This window comes from Microvirga sp. P4_A5 (assembly GCF_056402495.1).
Genome location: NZ_JBFUHH010000037.1, coordinates 1 through 16,627, shown reverse-complemented (window position 1 = coordinate 16,627; position 16,627 = coordinate 1). Strand labels below are relative to the sequence as shown.

Sequence of the window (16,627 nt, the reverse complement as noted above, 5' to 3'; positions counted from 1 at the left end):
CTCTTTTCTCCGGGCGCATTACTCAGGCGGTCTCTTCTGCGCATCTCTGGACGGATATGATTGAGACCACCGAAAGCGGCCAGACAGCCTACCCGAAAGGGTCTGGCATTGCCTTGGCGGTGCGAAGCGCCGCTCTCGCGTGCCTGGTCGTGCTCGCGACCGCGGCCTTTACGGGTCAATTGAGCGTGCTCCTCGCCGCCTCCGGCATCGTCGGGATCGCCCTCAGCGCAATTCTGGCGCCAAAGCGCCGGATCGGCCCATTTCGGGCGATTGCGCCCGATGCGGGACGGAACCCCGGCGTCGCCGACGCCGTTCTGGCCCATATTCCCGATCCCGTGATCCTCGTCGATCAGCGCGCCCTGGTGGTCGAAGCCAATGAAGCCGCCCGTCTCCTTCTGCCGGGGCTGAAGCTCGGTCACCCACTGTCCTTTGCTCTCCGCTCTCCCGTCGTCCTCGACGGCATCGACGCCGTTCTGGCCTCCAGCGAGCCGCTGCGCGTCGAATATTCGGAGCATGTGCCCAGCGAGCGGACTTTCGAGGTTCATATCGGCCCCCTCCGTTCGGAGGCGCTCGATCGCGACGCGCGCTCCGGGGTGGTGCTGTTTTTCCGCGACCTCACGTCGGCGCGCCGTCTGGAAGCCATGCGGACGGATTTCGTCGCCAATGCCAGCCACGAACTGCGCACCCCGCTGGCATCGTTGCTCGGCTTCGTCGAAACCCTGCAAGGCCCGGCCCGCAACGACCCGGCGGCCCGCGAGCGCTTTCTCGACATCATGCGCCAGCAGGCGCAGCGGATGACGCGGCTCATCGACGACTTGCTGTCGTTGTCGCGCATCGAGATGCGGCTCCACGTTCCCCCGACCTCCCGCGTGGATCTGGCGGATATCGCGCGCCAGATGATCGAGGCCCTGACGGCGCTCGCGCGCGACCGTGGCGTGGCGCTCCACGCCGAGCTTCCGCCCGGGCCCGTCATCGTGCTCGGCGACAGGGACGAACTTTTGCGCCTGCTGGAGAACCTCATCACCAATGCGGCGAAATACGGCGAGGGAGGCGGCAAGGTGGATGTTGCGCTCGGCCGCGCCCAGGCACCGGACGGACGCGGACAGGCCGTCCTCAGCGTGCGCGATTACGGACCCGGCATCGCGCCCGAACACCTGCCACGGCTGACCGAGCGTTTCTATCGCGTCGATGTGGAGCAGAGCCGCCAGAAGGGCGGCACGGGACTGGGACTCGCCATCGTAAAGCACATTGTGAACCGTCACCGGGGCAGCCTGGAAATCGAGAGCGAGCCGGGCGCCGGCGCCTGCTTCGTGGTGAGGTTCCCGGAGGCCGATTCCCGCGCCGCCTGAGCCCCCTGTCGAGTGTCACGGAACTGTCATCCAACTGTCGTAGACCCGACATTGAGAGCCCGTAGGTGTCCGGTGCGGCAGGGTCAGACGCGTTATTCACGACCCCCGCTTCTGTGAACAAGGAGATGTCTCGTGAAATTCCTACCCTTCGCCGTCGTGGCCGGCCTCCTCGCCGCCTCTCTGCCGAGCGCCGCCATGGCCGCCGAAATCACCGGCGCGGGCGCGACGTTTCCGTTCCCGGTTTATGCGAAATGGGCCGAGGCCTACAAGAAAGAGACCAATAACAGCCTGAACTACCAGTCGATCGGCTCGAGCGGCGGCATTCGCCAGATCCGCGCCAAGACGGTCGATTTCGGCGCCACCGACGCTCCGCTGAAGGGCCAGGAACTCGACAAGGACGGGTTCGTGCAGTTTCCCATGGTGATGGGCGGCGTCGTCGCCGTGTACAACATCCCGGGGGTCGAATCCGGCAAGCTCAAGCTGACCGGCGACGTCCTCGCCGACATCTTCAACGGCAAGATCACCAAGTGGAACGATGCCAGGATCACGAAGACTAACGACGGCGTGAAGCTGCCCGAGGCAACGATCACCGCCGTCTATCGCTCGGACGGATCGGGCACCACCAGCGTGTTCACCACCTATCTGTCGCAGGTTTCCGAAAGCTGGAAGAGCGGACCCGGCGCCGGCGCATCCGTGCAGTGGCCGGTGGGTCAGGGCGGCAAGGGCAATGAAGGCGTTGCGGCTCTCGTCAAACAGGTTCCCAATGCCATCGGCTATGTGGAATTCGCCTATGCCAAGCAGAACAGCATTCCGTTCGCGCAAATCCAGAACAAGGATGGAAAGTTCGTGACGCCGGACGCCAAGACGTTCCAGGCCGCCGCGGCGGGCGCCGATTGGAAGAAAGAGCCCGGCTATGGCATTTCGCTGACCAACCAGCCCGGCGATGAAGCCTGGCCGATCACCGCGCCGACCTTCATCCTCGTGCCCAAGAGCCCCGAAAAGCCCGAACAGGTTGCCGAAGCTCTGAAATTCTTCGACTGGGCGTTCCAGAACGGCGATAAGTTGGCCACAGAGCTCGACTACGTGCCGCTCCCCGCACAGGTAAAGGATACCGTGCGCGCAACCTGGGCAAGCGACATCAAGGACAAGTCGGGCCAACCGGTCGTCAAGAAGTAAACCCGGCGCATTTGCAGGAATCGGATCGGCGGATGGTAGCTCTCTCGCAAGAACGTCTCGCGACGACGCGCAAGAGCGCTCCTGTCCGCCGCTCGCCGCCAAAGAGCTTCGACCGGTTCTTCCGCTTCGCGAGTCTCGGTTCGGCGCTGCTGGTGTTGATCGTGCTGGCGGGCATTCTCGTTTCGATGATCTATGGCGGCCTCCCGGCGTTTCGCGAGTTCGGCCTTGGTTTCATCACGTCGAGCGTCTGGGACGTGCAGCGCGACCAATACGGCGCTTGGGTCGCCGTCGTCGGAACCCTCACCACCGCGCTCATCGCGCTTGTGATCGGTGTCCCCGTATCGCTCGGCATCGCGATCTTTCTCACACAGCTCTGCCCGCCCTGGCTCAAGCGGCCCGTCGCCACGACCATCGAGCTGCTGGCCGCCGTGCCGAGCATCATCTACGGCATGTGGGGCCTCTTCGTCTTCGCACCCCTCTTTGCAAGATTTGTCCAGATTCCGGTGTCGAACCTCGTGGAAGGACTTCCGATCGTCGGGACCATTCTGCATGCGAGCGTGCCTTCGGGCGTCGGTGTTCTCACCGCGGGCATCATTCTCGCGGTGATGATCATTCCGTTCGTGGCCTCGATTACGCGCGATATTTTCGACCAGATGCCGCCGATCCTGCGGGAGAGTGCCTACGGGATCGGTTGCACCACGTGGGAGGTCGTGCGCCATGTGCTGCTGCCACAGGCCGGCGTGAGCATCATCGGCGCGGTCATGCTGGGTCTTGGCCGCGCGCTCGGTGAGACGATGGCCGTGACCTTCGTGGTCGGCAACGCCAACCGCCTCTCTGCGTCGCTCTTCGATCCCGGATCGACGATCGCGTCGCGCATCGCCAATGAATTCAACGAGGCCCTCGGACTTCAGCTCAACGCGCTGATGGCGCTGGGCTGCATCCTGTTTCTGGTGACCTTCGCGGTCCTTGTGCTGGCGCGCGTTCTGATCGCCCGCGTCAACGCCCGCTAGGAGGCGATCATGGACATGGTCTCAAAGAATGCTCGCATGACTTCCGCCAAGCCCTGGGGTCGCGTGCGCCGCAGCCGATATATGGCCGATCGCGCGCTGAAGGTGATCTGCGCACTCTTCACCATGCTGGGCGCGTTCTTTCTCGGGTGGATATTGCTGATGCTGCTGATCGAAGGCGTGAGCGGTTTTTCACCTGCGCTCTTCACGCAGACGACCCCCGGACCGGGCACGCAGGGGGGCGGAATCGCCAATGCGCTGGTGGGAAGCCTGATCCTCACCTTTCTGGGGATCGTCGTTGCCACGCCGGTCGGTGTTCTGGCCGGCACTTATCTGGCCGAATATGGCAAGGGTTCGAAGCTGGCAGAGACGATCCGCTTCCTGAATGACGTTCTGCTGGCAGCCCCGAGCATCCTCATCGGCTTATTCGTCTATACGCTCATGGTCCAACCGATGGGCAGCTATTCGGGCTGGGCGGGAGGCGTCGCACTCGCCATCATCGCTGTTCCGGTGATCGTGCGCACCACCGAAGACATGCTGCGTCTCGTGCCCGCCTCCTTACGCGAGGCGGGAGCCGCGTTGGGCGCGCCCCTGTCCACGGTCATCATGCAGGTGAGCTGGCGGGCGGCGCGCGCCGGCATGGTCACGGGCGTGCTTCTTGCCACGGCGCGCATCGCCGGCGAGACCGCGCCATTGCTCTTCACGGCGCTGAACAACAATTTTTGGTTCAAGGGCAACCTGATGGGCGGCGTCTCGAACCTGCCGGTCATGATCTACCAATTCGCCCTCGCGCCCTACGAGAACTGGCGCGAACTTGCCTGGGCCGGCGCCCTCCTCATCACCATGTCGATTCTGGCGCTGTCCGTCGTTGCACGCCTGATCGTGAAAAGGGATCCCGCTCGATGAGCCCAATCGCCGTCAACACAAGCAGCGCCATCGGCCATGCGGCGGCGGCGGATGCCGATGCGCCGATCCGGATTGCGGTGCGCGACCTCAACTTCTTCTATGGCGATGCCCAGGCGCTGAAAAACGTCTCGCTGAACTTCCACGATCGCCAGGTTACGGCGCTCATCGGGCCGTCGGGGTGCGGAAAATCGACGCTGCTGCGCACCTTCAACCGCATCTACAGCCTGTATCCGGATCAGCGCGCGGATGGCCAAATCATACTGGACGGCCAGAATGTTCTCTCGTCTTCGGTGGACGTGAACGAATTGCGTGCGCGGGTCGGCATGGTGTTTCAGAAGCCGACGCCATTTCCCATGTCGATCTACGACAACATCGCGTTCGGCATTCGCCTGTACGAGAAACTGCCGAAGTCCGAGCTCGACGGTCGCGTCGAGGAGGCGCTGAAAAAGGCGGCGCTGTGGAACGAGGCGAAGGACAAGCTCCGTCAATCGGGGCTCGGCCTGTCGGGCGGGCAACAGCAGCGCCTCTGCATCGCGCGTACGATCGCTCAGAACCCGGAAGTCATTCTCCTCGATGAACCGACCTCCGCGCTCGATCCCATCTCGACGGGCAAGATCGAGGAGCTGATCGAGCAGCTGCGGACGGAATTCACCATCGTCATCGTCACCCACAACATGCAGCAGGCCGCCCGCATCTCGCAGTTCACGGCCTTCATGTATCTGGGTGAGCTGGTCGAGTTCGGCCCCACCAACAAAATGTTCATGACGCCGACCAAAAAACAGACGCAGGATTACATCACCGGTCGCTTCGGCTGACCCGGCTTCATCGGAGACTTCCATGTCGGAGCACATCGTCAGTTCCTATGACAACGACCTGCAGGACCTGCGGCGCCGCATCTCGGAGATGGGCGGCATCGCCGAAAAAATGCTGGTCGAGTCCATCGCGGCGCTTCTTCGGGGCGATCAGCCCCTAGCTCAGACGGTGATCGCATCGGACAGCCGCCTCGACATTCTCCAGCGTGAGGTCGAGGAGAGCGCCATCCTGACGATCGCCCGCCGGCAACCGCTCGCCGTCGATCTTCGCGAGACGATTTCAGCCATCCGCGTGTCGGGAGACGTGGAGCGGATCGGCGACCTCGCGAAGAATATCGCCAAGCGGGCCCTTGCCATCGGTGGACAGCTCCATCCGCAGAAAATCGCCGCCGGCGTGCAGCACATGACCGACCTCGTCCTGGCGCAACTCAAGGACGTGCTCGATGCCTACGCACAACAGGACACCGTCAAGGCCGTCGACGTCTGGCGTCGGGATGGGGCGATCGATGCGCTCTACACGTCGGTCTTCCGCGAGCTTCTGACCTACATGATGGAAGATCCGCGCAATATCTCGTTCTGCACGCACCTTCTGTTCTGTGCCAAGAACATCGAGCGCATCGGCGATCACACGACGAATATCGCCGAGACGGTGCATTACCTCGTCACCGGCGAGAACCTTGCTCTCGATCGGCCGAAGAACGACCGCTCGATCGATGCCACGGTCGGGATCGGAGCCTGACATGGGACCGCGCGTTCTGATCGTCGAGGACGAAGAGCCTCTGACCCTGCTGCTGCGCTACAACCTGGAGGCCGAAGGATACGACGTCGACAGCGTGGCGCGCGGCGACGAGGCCGAAATCCGCCTTCGCGAACAAATCCCCGATCTCGTCCTGCTCGACTGGATGCTGCCCGGCCTCTCGGGCATCGAATTATGCCGCCGCATCCGCGTGCGCCCCGAGACCGAGCGAATGCCGATCATCATGCTGACGGCGCGCGGCGAGGAGGGCGATCGAATTCGCGGGCTCTCGACGGGCGCGGACGATTACATCGTCAAGCCGTTCTCGGTGCCGGAGCTTCTCGCCCGCGTTCGCGCGCTTCTGCGCCGCACCAAGCCCACCCATATCTCGACCCTTCTCACGGCGGGCGATATGGAGCTCGACCGGGAAACCCATCGCGCGCGACGCGACGGCAAGGAGCTGCAGCTCGGCCCGACGGAGTTTCGCCTGCTGGAATTTCTCATGCGAAGCCCGGGGCGCGTTTTCAGCCGCGAGCATCTTCTCAATGCCGTGTGGGGACAGGACGTCTATATCGATGAGCGCACGGTGGACGTGCATGTGGGCCGGCTTCGCAAGGCGATCAGCCTTCCGCGGAGACCGGATCCGATCCGGACCGTGCGTGGTGCCGGCTACTCGTTCGACGAGACATTCGCGCGAAGCGAATAAGGCGGTGCGCAGGCAGCGGCGCCTCGCACGCCCCGGCCGTTAGCCGCGAGCGAACTTGCGCTCGCGCTTGCGGTCGGCGACGGGCTGATAGGCGACGCGCGCGTGATGGTCGCAATAGGGGAGGCTGCTGACCGACCGTGCGCCGCAGAACCGGAATTCGGCTTTGGTGGGATCCCCCATGGGCCAGCGGCACATGGACTCGCGCAACTCCATGATGGTCACGCGCTCGGAGACCGGAATTCCCAGATCGTCCTCCGCCGGAACCGCCGGTTCTTCATGGATGACGAGCGGGCGCGGCACCGGGGCCATGATCACGTTGGTGCGGTTCTGTGGCGGGATCGCAACGGGCGCGCTCGGGGAGCGAGCCGCCTTGCGCGGACGTTGCGCGGCCGCGGCCTTGTCCTTGGCGCGGCCGGAAAGTCCGAGGCGATGGACTTTTCCGATCACCGCATTGCGGGTCACGTTGCCGAGTTCGGTGGCGATCTGGCTTGCGCTCAAGCCGTCGCTCCAGAGCTTCTTCAGAAGCTCGACCCTCTCGTCCGTCCAACTGATGCCCGCGTCTGTCATTTTTTACTGCCTTCCATCGGGGCCGCTCTTGAGCCGGATTGAATCCCTTATGCTGCGCGGACAAAGGTGTGACCGCGTCGCGAGGATCTCTCCTGGGGGTGAAAGCCGCCGCACGAATGTCGTACTCGACGGCCCCGAAGTTACTAGATCGGTGGACTCCGACGCAAGAGTCCCCGCACAAGGGGGGGCGTTTTCCCCAGGGAACTCGTTTCGCCGACATTTCGACAAGCGATGCTTTAGATCATTTCTCTTGAATTGACAGCGTTGGCCCTCACATTAGAATCGAAAGCTTGCCGCCTCCTTCTGGGCGGCGCTTTCTTTTTCGGGCCCACCCTGTGACCATTGGCCCATCCAGGCGGAGACGACCTCGTGACATCGCCCTTGCTGCAGACTTACGCCCGCGCCGATCTTTCCTTTGAAAGAGGGGAGGGAGCCTGGCTCGTGGGCCGAGATGGCGAGCGATATCTCGATTTCGGCGCCGGCATCGCGGTCAACGCCCTCGGCCACGCGCACCCGCATCTGGTCCAGGCGCTGACCGAGCAGGCCGGCAAGCTGTGGCATACATCGAACCTCTACCAGATCCCGGAAGGTGAGCGTCTGGCGCAGCGGCTTGTGGATCACAGCTTCGCCGATGTGGTGTTCTTCTCGAATTCCGGGGCCGAGGCCAATGAGGCCGCCATCAAGATGGCGCGCAAGTTCCACGCGTCGAGCGGCAATCCCAACCGCTTCCGCATCATCACCTTTGAGGGAGCTTTCCACGGCCGGACTCTGGCGACGCTCGCCGCCGGCGGTCAGGCCAAGTATCTCGAGGGCTTCGGACCGAAAGTCGAAGGGTTCGACCAGGTCCCGTTCGGCGACATTCCGGCTCTGAAGTCCGCGATCGGCCCCGACACCGCCGCCTTGATGATCGAGCCGATCCAGGGCGAGGGCGGTGTTCGGCCGGTGCCGGCCACCTTCCTGCGCGCCCTGCGCGAGCTTTGCGACGAGCACGGAATTCTTTTGATTTTCGACGAGATCCAGACTGGCATTGGCAGAACCGGCAAGCTCTTCGCGCATGAGCATACCGGCGTGACGCCGGATATCCTGTCGTCCGCGAAGGGGATCGGCGGCGGCTTCCCCATGGGAGCTTGCCTGGCGACCCGCGACGCCGCGAAGGGGATGACGTTCGGATCCCACGGGACCACGTTCGGCGGCAATCCGCTGGCCATGGCCGTGGGGAACGCGGTCCTCGACGTCGTTCTGGCGCCCGGTTTTCTGGAGCGGGTCGAACAGATGGGCCTGCTTCTCAAGCAGCGGCTCGCATCGCTCAATGACCGCCACCCCCGGATCATCGCCGAAATTCGCGGGCAGGGCCTGATGATGGGCATCAAGACGCGGGTGCCCAACACCGATTTCGTCAAGACTGCTCTCGCGCACAAGATCATTCTCATCGGCGCGGGYGACAACGTCGTGCGACTTCTGCCGCCCCTGATCATATCGGATTCCGAAATCACCGAGGCGATCGAGCGGCTGGAGGCAGTGTGCACCGAGCTGGAAGCCGGTCTCAAGGACGACGAGCAGCGCGGAGCAGCCCTATGACGACCCGTCATTTCCTCGATCTCAGCGATTTCTCGGGCGAGCAGATCCGGCACGTCCTCAATGTGGGCAGCGCCATCAAGGCGAAGCGTCGCAAGGGCGAGCGCTCCACCGACCGGCCGCTCGAGGGCAAGGTGCTGGCGATGGTGTTCGACAAGCCCTCGACCCGCACGCGCGTGTCGTTCGACGTGGGAATGCGCGAACTCGGCGGCGAAACCCTGATGCTGACCGGTCGGGAAATGCAACTCGGCCGCGGCGAAACCATCGCCGACACGGCCCGGGTGCTGTCGCGCTACGTGGACGCCATCATGATCCGCACCCTCGACCACGCAATGGTCACGGAACTTGCTGAAGCGGCATCGATTCCCGTGATCAATGGCCTGACCAAAATGACCCATCCATGCCAGATCATGGCCGACGTCATGACCTTCGAAGAGCATCGCGGATCCATCGCCGGCCGTACGATCGCCTGGACGGGCGATGCCAACAACGTTCTGGCCTCATGGGTCCACGCCGCCGCGCGGCTCGACTTCAAACTCAATATCGCGTCGCCGCCCGAACTCGCACCTCGCCCGGAGCTTCTCGCCTGGGCCAGAAAGGAAGGCGCTGAGATCGCGGTGACGACGGATGCGTTCGAGGCCGCCGAGGGTGCCCATGCGATCGTGACCGATTGCTGGGTTTCCATGGGTGACGAGGATGAATTCCGCCGGCACAATCTGCTGAAACCCTACCAGGTCAACAATGCGTTGATGGGCGTCGCCGACAAGGATGYGGTCTTCATGCATTGCCTTCCCGCGCATCGCGGTGAGGAAGTCACGGACGAGATCATGGACGGCCCGCGTTCGGTCGTCTTCGACGAGGCCGAGAACCGTCTTCATGCTCAAAAGGGAATTTTGGCCTGGTGCATGGGAGCGCCTGGCGCATGAGTGGAGCTCCCTTCGAAGGCAGCGATGATATCGCCCTCCCGTTCGCCGTGGAGCCGCTGGATGTGCGCGGTCGCATCGTGCGGCTCGGAGAGTCCATCGACACGATCATCTCGCGCCACAAATATCCCGATGCGGTCTCGCGGGTTCTTGGAGAAGCGGCGGCTTTGACGGTGCTGCTCGGCTCGTCGCTCAAATTCCAGGGTCGCTTTCAGCTCCAGACCAAGACCGATGGTCCCATCGAGATGGTCGTGGTCGATTTCGACGCGCCTGACCGCCTTCGCGCAACGGCGCGTTTCGACCAGGAACGTCTTGACGCCATGGCGGCGAACGGCCCGAAAACCGGTGAGCTGATCGGGTCCGGCTATCTTGCCATGACCATCGATCAAGGAACCGATCAGAGCCGGTACCAGGGCGTCGTGGCGCTGGAGGGGCAGGGGTTCGAGGAAGCGGCCCACGAGTATTTCCGGCAATCCGAGCAGATTCCCACGCGCGTGCGTCTGGCCGTGGCCGAGCAATTCGAAAACGGCCGCCACACCTATCGCGCGGGCGGCGTGATGGTTCAGTTCCTGCCCACATCTCCCGAACGGATGCGCCAGGCTGATTTGTCGCCGGGAGACATCCCGGAAGGCCACCCGTCGCACGCGATCGGCGAATTGAGCGACGACGACGCGTGGGCGGAAGCGAAGGCGCTGATTCACACCGTCGAAGATCATGAGCTTATCGATCCGGCGGTGTCGAGCGAGCGTTTGCTTTATCGTCTGTTCCACGAACACGGCGTGCGCGTGTTCGATGGTCAGAGCGTTCACGAGGAATGCCGTTGTTCTGAGACCCGCGTGATGTCGATGATGCGGCGGTTCTCGCCGGAGGATCGACGCGACATGGTGGGCGATAACGGACGCATCGGCATCACGTGCGAGTTCTGCTCGCGTTTCTACGATCTCGACCCGGCTCAGGTCGAAAAGGAAATCGCGCGGTCCGAGACCGAATAGAACGCGGTCCTACGCGGCCGCGCAGAGCGCGGCAAGCCGGCGCATGAACGCGGTACCGGCGTCTATCTGCTCCAGCGAGATGTATTCATCGGGCTGATGCGCCTGGTTGATCGAACCCGGGCCGCAAACGACCGTTGGAATGCCGGCCTTCTGGTAATGACCCGCTTCGGTGCCGAACGGAACGGTTTGCGTCCGGTTCCTGCCGGCCAGTCTCAGCACCATGTTTTCGGCAGCGGAGCCCGGCTCGGGCGCAAGGCCCGGCACAGCGACCGCAAGCGTCGTCTCGATGCGACCCCATGTGCCGAAACGGTTGAGACGCTTCAGCGCGACCTCGTTTGCGAAACGCTCGAGGCGGGCTGGAATCTCTTTCGGATCGAGGCTCGGCAAACCCCGAAACTCCCATTGGAAAGTGCAATGCTTGGAGATGATGTTTCGTGCGTTTCCACCCGAAATCGTTCCTACATGCACTGTCGTGTAGGGTGGATCGAACCGGCCGCTGGGATCGCCGCTCTCCATCATTTCGTCGCCGATCCGATTGAGCTCGCCGATCAGTTCGGCGGCGGTCATGACGGCGCTGGCGCCGAGATAAGGTTTCGACGAATGCGCCTCGAAGCCATGCACCTCCGTGGTGAACGTGACAACGCTCTTGTGCGCGTCGACCACTTCAAGTTCGGTCGGCTCCCCCACGATGGCGGCTTTCGGCAGCGGGAGATCGACGCCGAGCCTTTTGATCGCGTCGATGACGCCGAGGCACGTGGTCTCTTCGTCGTAGGACAGCATGATGTGGATYGGTGTCTTGAGATCCGCGGCGAGAAATTCCGGCACAAGCGCCAGCGCGATGGCAGCAAATGCCTTCATGTCCACGGCGCCCCGGCCGAAAGCCTTTCCATCCTCAACCCGCAGGGTGAACGGGTCGGTCGTCCAATTCTGTCCCTTCACAGGCACCACGTCGGTATGGCCCGAGAGCACGACGCCGCCACGATCCCGCGGGCCGATCGTGGCGTAGAGCGCAGCCTTGTCGCCCGTCTCATTTGGTAGMCGGATGAACGGCACGTTCCAGCCGGCAAGATAGTTTTCGACGAAAAGAATGAGCGGAAGGTTGGTCTTGGCGCTTTCCGTATCGAACGATACGAGGCGCGCGAGCATCTCGAGCGGCGTGAACCGCTGGCCGTTGGCAGACATCAAAACCTCAATGCACCAGGCGCTTTGCCTGTGGGATATCGAGAGAAAAAAGCGGAATCTCCGCCGTGAACGTGTGGCCGTTCTCGGTTTCCATCACGTAGGAGCCCTGCATGGTTCCGCTGCGGGTTGGCAGCGGGCACCCGCTCGTGTAGCTGAAGCTTTCGCCCGGGCCAAGGATCGGCTGCTCGCCGACGACGCCCGGCCCGCGGACCTCCTGCACATTCCCTCGCTCGTCCATGATTTTCCAGTGTCGCGAGCGCAACTGCACCCGCTCCGTGCCCGTATTGATGATTTCGACCGTGTAGGCGAAGAAATACCGCTCCTCTTGCGGGGACGATTCTTCCGGCATGTAACGGGGCGTAACCGCCACGCTGATGCCCCGGGTTACGGCCTTGTACATCGGGGTCTCTCGAAGAACGCTCATCGTTACAATCGTCCCGTCGTCGTAGGACGGACGCTGCATCTCGTCAATTCTGACGCCGATCGACCGTCAAGGCGAGTAGGATCTCGAGGCGATCGCTCGTTGTAAGGCGGCCACAAGACGGTTGAGGACCCCCGATCTCCTCTTGGCCCTTCGGACGCTTCTACGCTAGGGAGGGGGATCAAACCGGAAAAGAGCTCATGGTCGCCTTAAAGGATGGGATTCAATCGGCCGACGCCATCGAGCGCCTCGCTCAGGCCGGGGTCATCAGGCCCGAAACTCCGTTCGCGCCCGATCAGATCCAGCCCGCGAGCCTCGACCTGCGATTGGGCAAGCGCGCGTATCGCGTGCGGGCAAGCTTCCTGCCCGGTCGCAACCACACGGTCCGGGACCGGCTCGTCCAGCTCAGTTATCACGAGATCGACCTGACGGCCGGCGCCATTCTGGAGACCGGCAGCGTCTATATCGCGGAGCTTCAGGAAAGCCTCTCGCTTCCGTCCGACCTGTCGGCGGCGGCAAACCCCAAGAGTTCGACCGGGCGTATCGACGTGTTCACCCGCGTCATCACCGATCGGTCGCAGGAATTCGACACCATCGGTGCCGGCTATGACGGGCAATTGTTCGCCGAAATCTCTCCAAGGACCTTTCCGGTTCTTGTCCGCACGGGCACCCGCCTGTCGCAACTGCGCCTTCGCAAGGGATCGGTGCGCCTCAGCGACGCAGAACTCCACGCGCTCCACGAACGGGAGCGGGTCGTCACCTCCGCCGAGCCCTCGATTCAGGACGGGGTCGCCGTCAGTGTCGATCTGGCAGGCTTCGGTGACGAGCATCTGATCGGGTATCGCGCCAAACGACATACCGGATTGGTCGATGTGGACAAGCCAGGGTCCTGTCTGGCCTCCGATTTCTGGGAGCCTCTTTACGCCAATCCGGGCCGGACGCTGATCCTCGATCCTGGCCAGTTCTACATCCTCGCCTCCAAGGAAGCCGTGCACGTCCCCCCGGATTACGCGGCCGAAATGGTGCCCTTTGATCCTCTGGTGGGCGAGTTCCGCGTCCATTATGCGGGATTTTTCGACCCCGGCTTCGGTCATGCGGCCGCAGGGGGCGAGGGGGCACGCGCGGTGCTCGAAGTCCGCTCCCGGGATGTCCCGTTCATCCTGGAAGACGGTCAGATCGTCGGCAGGCTGGTTTATGAACGAATGGCCGAGAGGCCGAAGGTGCTCTACGGCTCGGGGGCAGGCTCGAACTATCAGGCGCAGAGCCTGAAACTCTCCAAGCACTTTCGCTGAGGGACCGGCAAGCGAAACGGGCTTGCGGCAACGGGGCCGGGACGGCTATGGATAGGGTCGCGCGGGCGTAGTTCAGAGGTAGAACGTCAGCTTCCCAAGCTGAATGTCGTGGGTTCGATTCCCATCGCCCGCTCCAAATTGCGGTTCCGAGGATAAATTCTCCCGCTTGTCGGATTGTTTGCCCGGGCCCGGCGCCCTCGCCAAAAAAAATCACACGTCGAACATTGAAAATGAGCTTTGACGCTACCGCCTATGGTGCGCGCAATAGCCCGAATGCTCCGGCCCGGTCGGGGGATTTGGGGCTAGATTCGCCGGCACCGGAGACCCACCGCGATGCGGATCTCAGATCTCGACAGGAATTTGGGTGGGAAGGGCGTCGTGTCTGCGCGACCGCCGTCGGGACGGCATGCCCCGAATGTGCTGGACACCCTCGTAGAGCAACCGCCGGGTTCCAGCAGCTCTCATGCGCCGATCGTGGCCTTCGACCTGCTTCGGGGCCTTGCGGCATTGCTGGTTGTGCTCGTGCATGTGCGGCAGACCGCTTTTGTGGATTATACGGCGCTCCCGGTCGAGGGCCGCGGCCTGTTGACCGCGCTGTTCTATGGTCTGACGCGCAGCGGCAACGAAGCCGTGCTGGTGTTTTTTGTTTTGAGCGGCCTTCTCGTTGGCGGTCAGATCGTAGCGCGCGTCATGAACGAACGTTTCGACTGGGTGTCATACACGATCGATCGGGTATCGCGGATCTTTCTGCCCCTCGTCCCGGCGGTGGCCATCTCGGCGGCCGTCGGAATTCTGGTCTTGGGGCACTCGCTGGGCCTTCTTGAAATTCTCGCCAATATCCTCGGGTTGAACGGAGTCCTCACCGAGACAATGGTCGAGAATCGCCCGCTCTGGTCGCTTGCATATGAGATCTGGTTTTACGTCATCGGCGGGGCACTTGCTTATATCTTCTCGCGGGGCCCCAACCTTTGGTCGGTGGCGCTGTTATCCGCCGGAACGTTCAGTATGGCGGTTCTCGACAGCCGCTATTTTCTGTTCTGGGGATTGGGCGCCGTAGCATCCCTGTTCCGCGTCCTTCGGAAGCGCGAGATACTGTTCATGCTCGGCCTTTTTCTGATGGGTGTCGGGGCGTTTTTCAATCAGCTCACCGTGCCGACCAAGATCTTCGAGAATCTCCCGCTGCCGAAAGGGATCGACGGCGCGAGTTTGCTTTGCATCGGGCTCTGCCTGATGCTGCCGTTGCTCGGGAGCGAGCGCGTGACGCGCAAATTGAGCGCTCTGCGAAGGCCCGCCGCCGCTTTGGCGAGCTTCTCCTACTCGTTGTATCTCTTCCATTTTCCCATCAACGAAGTCCTGCAGATCTGGATGCCGCAGGCGAGCGAAATCTCGTTGATCACCGCGGCGCAGTTCGTCTTGCGTGTGGTGCTGTGCATCCTTGGTTCGCTTTTCTTCTACTGGTGCTTCGAGCGGAACACCGCGACACTCAGGCGCAGCCTGTCTCGATATTTTAACGCGGGAGCCCGTGCGGCCTGAGAATCAAACAGCACACCCTGCTGTCTCCATTTGAAGATGAAGTGTCGGGCGAAAATACGAAGCGCTGCACCCCTCGTGGGCGATCCAGGCTAAAATCGCGGGCCRCAAAGGATGGGCGGGAGGCAGCGGCGGGTTTTGCATTGCGCCATAGCGAGAATGCGACTCGACAGTGCCTCCCGTTCGTAAAGCCTGCGCTCGTCCGGTTAATGAAAGGTTAAGTGGAAGTCCGGTCCGAGAAGCTGCCTCGGGTCGCCACGGGGATGCCGCGCCCTATTTGGCATTGGCACACGATTTCATTTCCATGCGTCGGAGGGAAAAGTGCCCGGAAACCTCGCCTACAAGCCTGATGGCTACGCCAGCGTGGCCGTCTATATGATGGCCGACGAAGCGCACCGCGTGATCAAGTTCGTCAAAGCCACGTTCCATGCGGAAATCCTTCGCAAGAAAGATCGGCCGGACGGCCGGATCATGCATGCGGAACTGCGGATCGACGATTCTGTCGTCATGCTGTCGGACAGCTCCGACGAATACCCGGCCTTTCCCGTCTGGCTTCATGTCTATGTGCCGGACGTGGATGCGGCCTATGCAAGGGCGCTCGAGGCTGGGGGCGTGTCCATTCAGGCGCCGGGGCAGAGAGACGATGAAGACCGCCGCAGCGGGGTGCGTGACCCCGCCGGCAATATCTGGTGGATATCCACTCGGGTTGGATAAGGATCACAACCCCGGATCTAGGTATCTTTAAATTTGCCAAGCATCTGTGAAACAAAGGTTTTCCATCTCGCCAGTGATATTGTAGCGAAGATTTTGCCCGGGGTCGTGTTGACATGCCGGCCGGCAGGGGACATATCCGCGTCCCGCCGGACTTCTGGTCTGGGCGAGCATCACACGAACAGCGGCATCGACGCTTCGGGGCATCTTCAGCCCAGTTGCCTGTCGGTCCGGATCGGGTCCCAAGACAGGGGTCTGGTCGACGGCACGAGCCAGGGTCCCTAGTAGATTAGGCAGACCGAACGGCTCCTCTGACGAACATTAGGATGGTTTCGAGCGATCCTGGATCTCTCGTTACTTGAGCAACGCAAGGAACTATCGTTCCGTGCGAACGGTGTTGCTTGCCTAGAATAGATGACGACGGAACGAATACACGGATCGCTGAAAAAAATTCTGATCCGCTGTTGACACCGAAGAGGGCCTCCTGTAGACCATCTTCATCGACGGGGCGCCACGGCGCTTCGTTCTCTCCGAGGTGTTGGGGCGGCCTCTGCCGGAATGATTGTTCCGGTGCTGGTCGCTGTTTCCTTCGGGCGCCTTTGGCGCATTGCTCTTTGACAAGTGAAGAAAGAAAGAGAAGCGTGGACGGCGGTGTCCTTGCGGGTCTGTTTACGGACAGACCGACAGATACCGACCAAGTCTACGTTTTTGGTGAGAATTACTTTGGTGGAAACGCTGAGGT

Annotated in this window: 16 protein-coding genes and 1 tRNA gene; 14 read left to right on the top strand and 3 right to left on the bottom strand. The window is 62.5% G+C overall.

Features of this window, described 5'->3' with window-relative positions:
* Positions 1-56: 56 nt before the first annotated feature.
* The 7 genes from AC1DVM_RS11930 to phoB all read left to right on the top strand — a co-directional run bounded on the left by AC1DVM_RS11930 (position 57) and on the right by phoB (position 6,692).
* On the top strand, positions 57-1,349 hold the full coding sequence (locus AC1DVM_RS11930; protein WP_477254646.1) for an ATP-binding protein: 1,293 nt from the start codon (positions 57-59) through the stop codon (positions 1,347-1,349).
* A 195-nt stretch (positions 1,350-1,544) separates the two neighbouring features.
* Complete coding sequence (pstS, locus tag AC1DVM_RS11925; protein ID WP_477254667.1) at positions 1,545-2,525, top strand: phosphate ABC transporter substrate-binding protein PstS; 981 nt, start codon at positions 1,545-1,547, stop codon at positions 2,523-2,525.
* A gap of 32 nt (positions 2,526-2,557) precedes the next feature.
* On the top strand, positions 2,558-3,535 hold the full coding sequence (gene pstC, locus AC1DVM_RS11920; protein ID WP_477254645.1) for a phosphate ABC transporter permease subunit PstC: 978 nt from the start codon (positions 2,558-2,560) through the stop codon (positions 3,533-3,535).
* Between the two features lie 15 nt (positions 3,536-3,550).
* Positions 3,551-4,438: a phosphate ABC transporter permease PstA gene (gene pstA, locus AC1DVM_RS11915; RefSeq protein ID WP_477254666.1), complete on the top strand. Its 888-nt coding sequence runs from the start codon at positions 3,551-3,553 to the stop codon at positions 4,436-4,438.
* Positions 4,435-5,253: a phosphate ABC transporter ATP-binding protein PstB gene (pstB, locus tag AC1DVM_RS11910; protein ID WP_477254644.1), complete on the top strand. Its 819-nt coding sequence runs from the start codon at positions 4,435-4,437 to the stop codon at positions 5,251-5,253. The genes pstA and pstB overlap by 4 nt, the downstream gene beginning before the upstream one ends.
* A 22-nt stretch (positions 5,254-5,275) precedes the next feature.
* On the top strand, positions 5,276-5,989 hold the full coding sequence (phoU, locus tag AC1DVM_RS11905; protein ID WP_477254643.1) for a phosphate signaling complex protein PhoU: 714 nt from the start codon (positions 5,276-5,278) through the stop codon (positions 5,987-5,989).
* Position 5,990: 1 nt separating this feature from the next.
* Complete coding sequence (gene phoB, locus AC1DVM_RS11900; RefSeq protein ID WP_477254642.1) at positions 5,991-6,692, top strand: phosphate regulon transcriptional regulator PhoB; 702 nt, start codon at positions 5,991-5,993, stop codon at positions 6,690-6,692.
* Positions 6,693-6,731: 39 nt separating this feature from the next.
* Here phoB and AC1DVM_RS11895 read toward each other — a convergent pair whose 3' ends face one another.
* Positions 6,732-7,259: a GcrA family cell cycle regulator gene (locus tag AC1DVM_RS11895; protein WP_477254641.1), complete on the bottom strand. Its 528-nt coding sequence runs from the start codon at positions 7,257-7,259 to the stop codon at positions 6,732-6,734.
* A gap of 369 nt (positions 7,260-7,628) precedes the next feature.
* Here AC1DVM_RS11895 and AC1DVM_RS11890 point away from each other — a divergent pair, with 369 nt between their 5' ends.
* The 3 genes from AC1DVM_RS11890 to AC1DVM_RS11880 are packed head-to-tail and all read left to right on the top strand — an operon-like array spanning position 7,629 to position 10,749.
* On the top strand, positions 7,629-8,837 hold the full coding sequence (locus AC1DVM_RS11890) for an acetylornithine transaminase (protein ID WP_477254640.1): 1,209 nt from the start codon (positions 7,629-7,631) through the stop codon (positions 8,835-8,837).
* Positions 8,834-9,760, top strand: a complete 927-nt coding sequence (gene argF / locus AC1DVM_RS11885) for an ornithine carbamoyltransferase (protein ID WP_477254639.1) — start codon at positions 8,834-8,836, stop codon at positions 9,758-9,760. The genes AC1DVM_RS11890 and argF overlap by 4 nt, the downstream gene beginning before the upstream one ends.
* A complete protein-coding gene (locus AC1DVM_RS11880; protein WP_477254638.1) occupies positions 9,757-10,749 on the top strand; it encodes an Hsp33 family molecular chaperone in 993 nt (330 codons plus the stop codon). Before argF ends, AC1DVM_RS11880 begins: the two co-directional genes overlap by 4 nt.
* A 9-nt stretch (positions 10,750-10,758) precedes the next feature.
* Here the strand turns inward: AC1DVM_RS11880 and argE are convergent, their stop codons facing one another.
* Complete coding sequence (gene argE / locus AC1DVM_RS11875) at positions 10,759-11,931, bottom strand: acetylornithine deacetylase (RefSeq protein WP_477254637.1); 1,173 nt, start codon at positions 11,929-11,931, stop codon at positions 10,759-10,761.
* Between the two features lie 7 nt (positions 11,932-11,938).
* Entirely contained in the window at positions 11,939-12,331 is a 393-nt protein-coding gene (gene apaG / locus AC1DVM_RS11870) for a Co2+/Mg2+ efflux protein ApaG (RefSeq protein ID WP_477254665.1), read from the bottom strand.
* Between the two features lie 221 nt (positions 12,332-12,552).
* On the opposite strand from apaG, the gene AC1DVM_RS11865 reads away from it, so the two are divergent.
* The 4 genes from AC1DVM_RS11865 to AC1DVM_RS11850 all read left to right on the top strand — a co-directional run bounded on the left by AC1DVM_RS11865 (position 12,553) and on the right by AC1DVM_RS11850 (position 15,888).
* Positions 12,553-13,644, top strand: a complete 1,092-nt coding sequence (locus AC1DVM_RS11865; protein ID WP_477254636.1) for a 2'-deoxycytidine 5'-triphosphate deaminase — start codon at positions 12,553-12,555, stop codon at positions 13,642-13,644.
* A gap of 61 nt (positions 13,645-13,705) precedes the next feature.
* Positions 13,706-13,780: transfer RNA gene (locus AC1DVM_RS11860), tRNA-Gly, on the top strand.
* Positions 13,781-14,022: 242 nt separating this feature from the next.
* Positions 14,023-15,177, top strand: a complete 1,155-nt coding sequence (locus tag AC1DVM_RS11855; RefSeq protein ID WP_477254635.1) for an acyltransferase family protein — start codon at positions 14,023-14,025, stop codon at positions 15,175-15,177.
* Positions 15,178-15,495: 318 nt separating this feature from the next.
* Positions 15,496-15,888, top strand: a complete 393-nt coding sequence (locus AC1DVM_RS11850) for a VOC family protein (RefSeq protein ID WP_477254634.1) — start codon at positions 15,496-15,498, stop codon at positions 15,886-15,888.
* Positions 15,889-16,627: the final 739 nt, after the last annotated feature.

What these genes read in the sequence shown, in the direction of transcription:
- phoU (WP_477254643.1), top strand. Translation starts at nt 5,276, where the DNA reads ATGTCGGAGCACATCGTCAGTTCCTATGACAACGACCTGCAGGACCTG.
- AC1DVM_RS11880 (WP_477254638.1), top strand. Translation starts at nt 9,757, where the DNA reads ATGAGTGGAGCTCCCTTCGAAGGCAGCGATGATATCGCCCTCCCGTTC.
- AC1DVM_RS11895 (WP_477254641.1), bottom strand. Translation starts at nt 7,259, where the DNA reads ATGACAGACGCGGGCATCAGTTGGACGGACGAGAGGGTCGAGCTTCTG.
- pstB (WP_477254644.1), top strand. Translation starts at nt 4,435, where the DNA reads ATGAGCCCAATCGCCGTCAACACAAGCAGCGCCATCGGCCATGCGGCG.
- pstC (WP_477254645.1), top strand. Translation starts at nt 2,558, where the DNA reads ATGGTAGCTCTCTCGCAAGAACGTCTCGCGACGACGCGCAAGAGCGCT.
- AC1DVM_RS11865 (WP_477254636.1), top strand. Translation starts at nt 12,553, where the DNA reads ATGGTCGCCTTAAAGGATGGGATTCAATCGGCCGACGCCATCGAGCGC.
- apaG (WP_477254665.1), bottom strand. Translation starts at nt 12,331, where the DNA reads ATGTACAAGGCCGTAACCCGGGGCATCAGCGTGGCGGTTACGCCCCGT.
- AC1DVM_RS11930 (WP_477254646.1), top strand. Translation starts at nt 57, where the DNA reads ATGATTGAGACCACCGAAAGCGGCCAGACAGCCTACCCGAAAGGGTCT.
- pstA (WP_477254666.1), top strand. Translation starts at nt 3,551, where the DNA reads ATGGTCTCAAAGAATGCTCGCATGACTTCCGCCAAGCCCTGGGGTCGC.
- phoB (WP_477254642.1), top strand. Translation starts at nt 5,991, where the DNA reads ATGGGACCGCGCGTTCTGATCGTCGAGGACGAAGAGCCTCTGACCCTG.
- pstS (WP_477254667.1), top strand. Translation starts at nt 1,545, where the DNA reads ATGGCCGCCGAAATCACCGGCGCGGGCGCGACGTTTCCGTTCCCGGTT.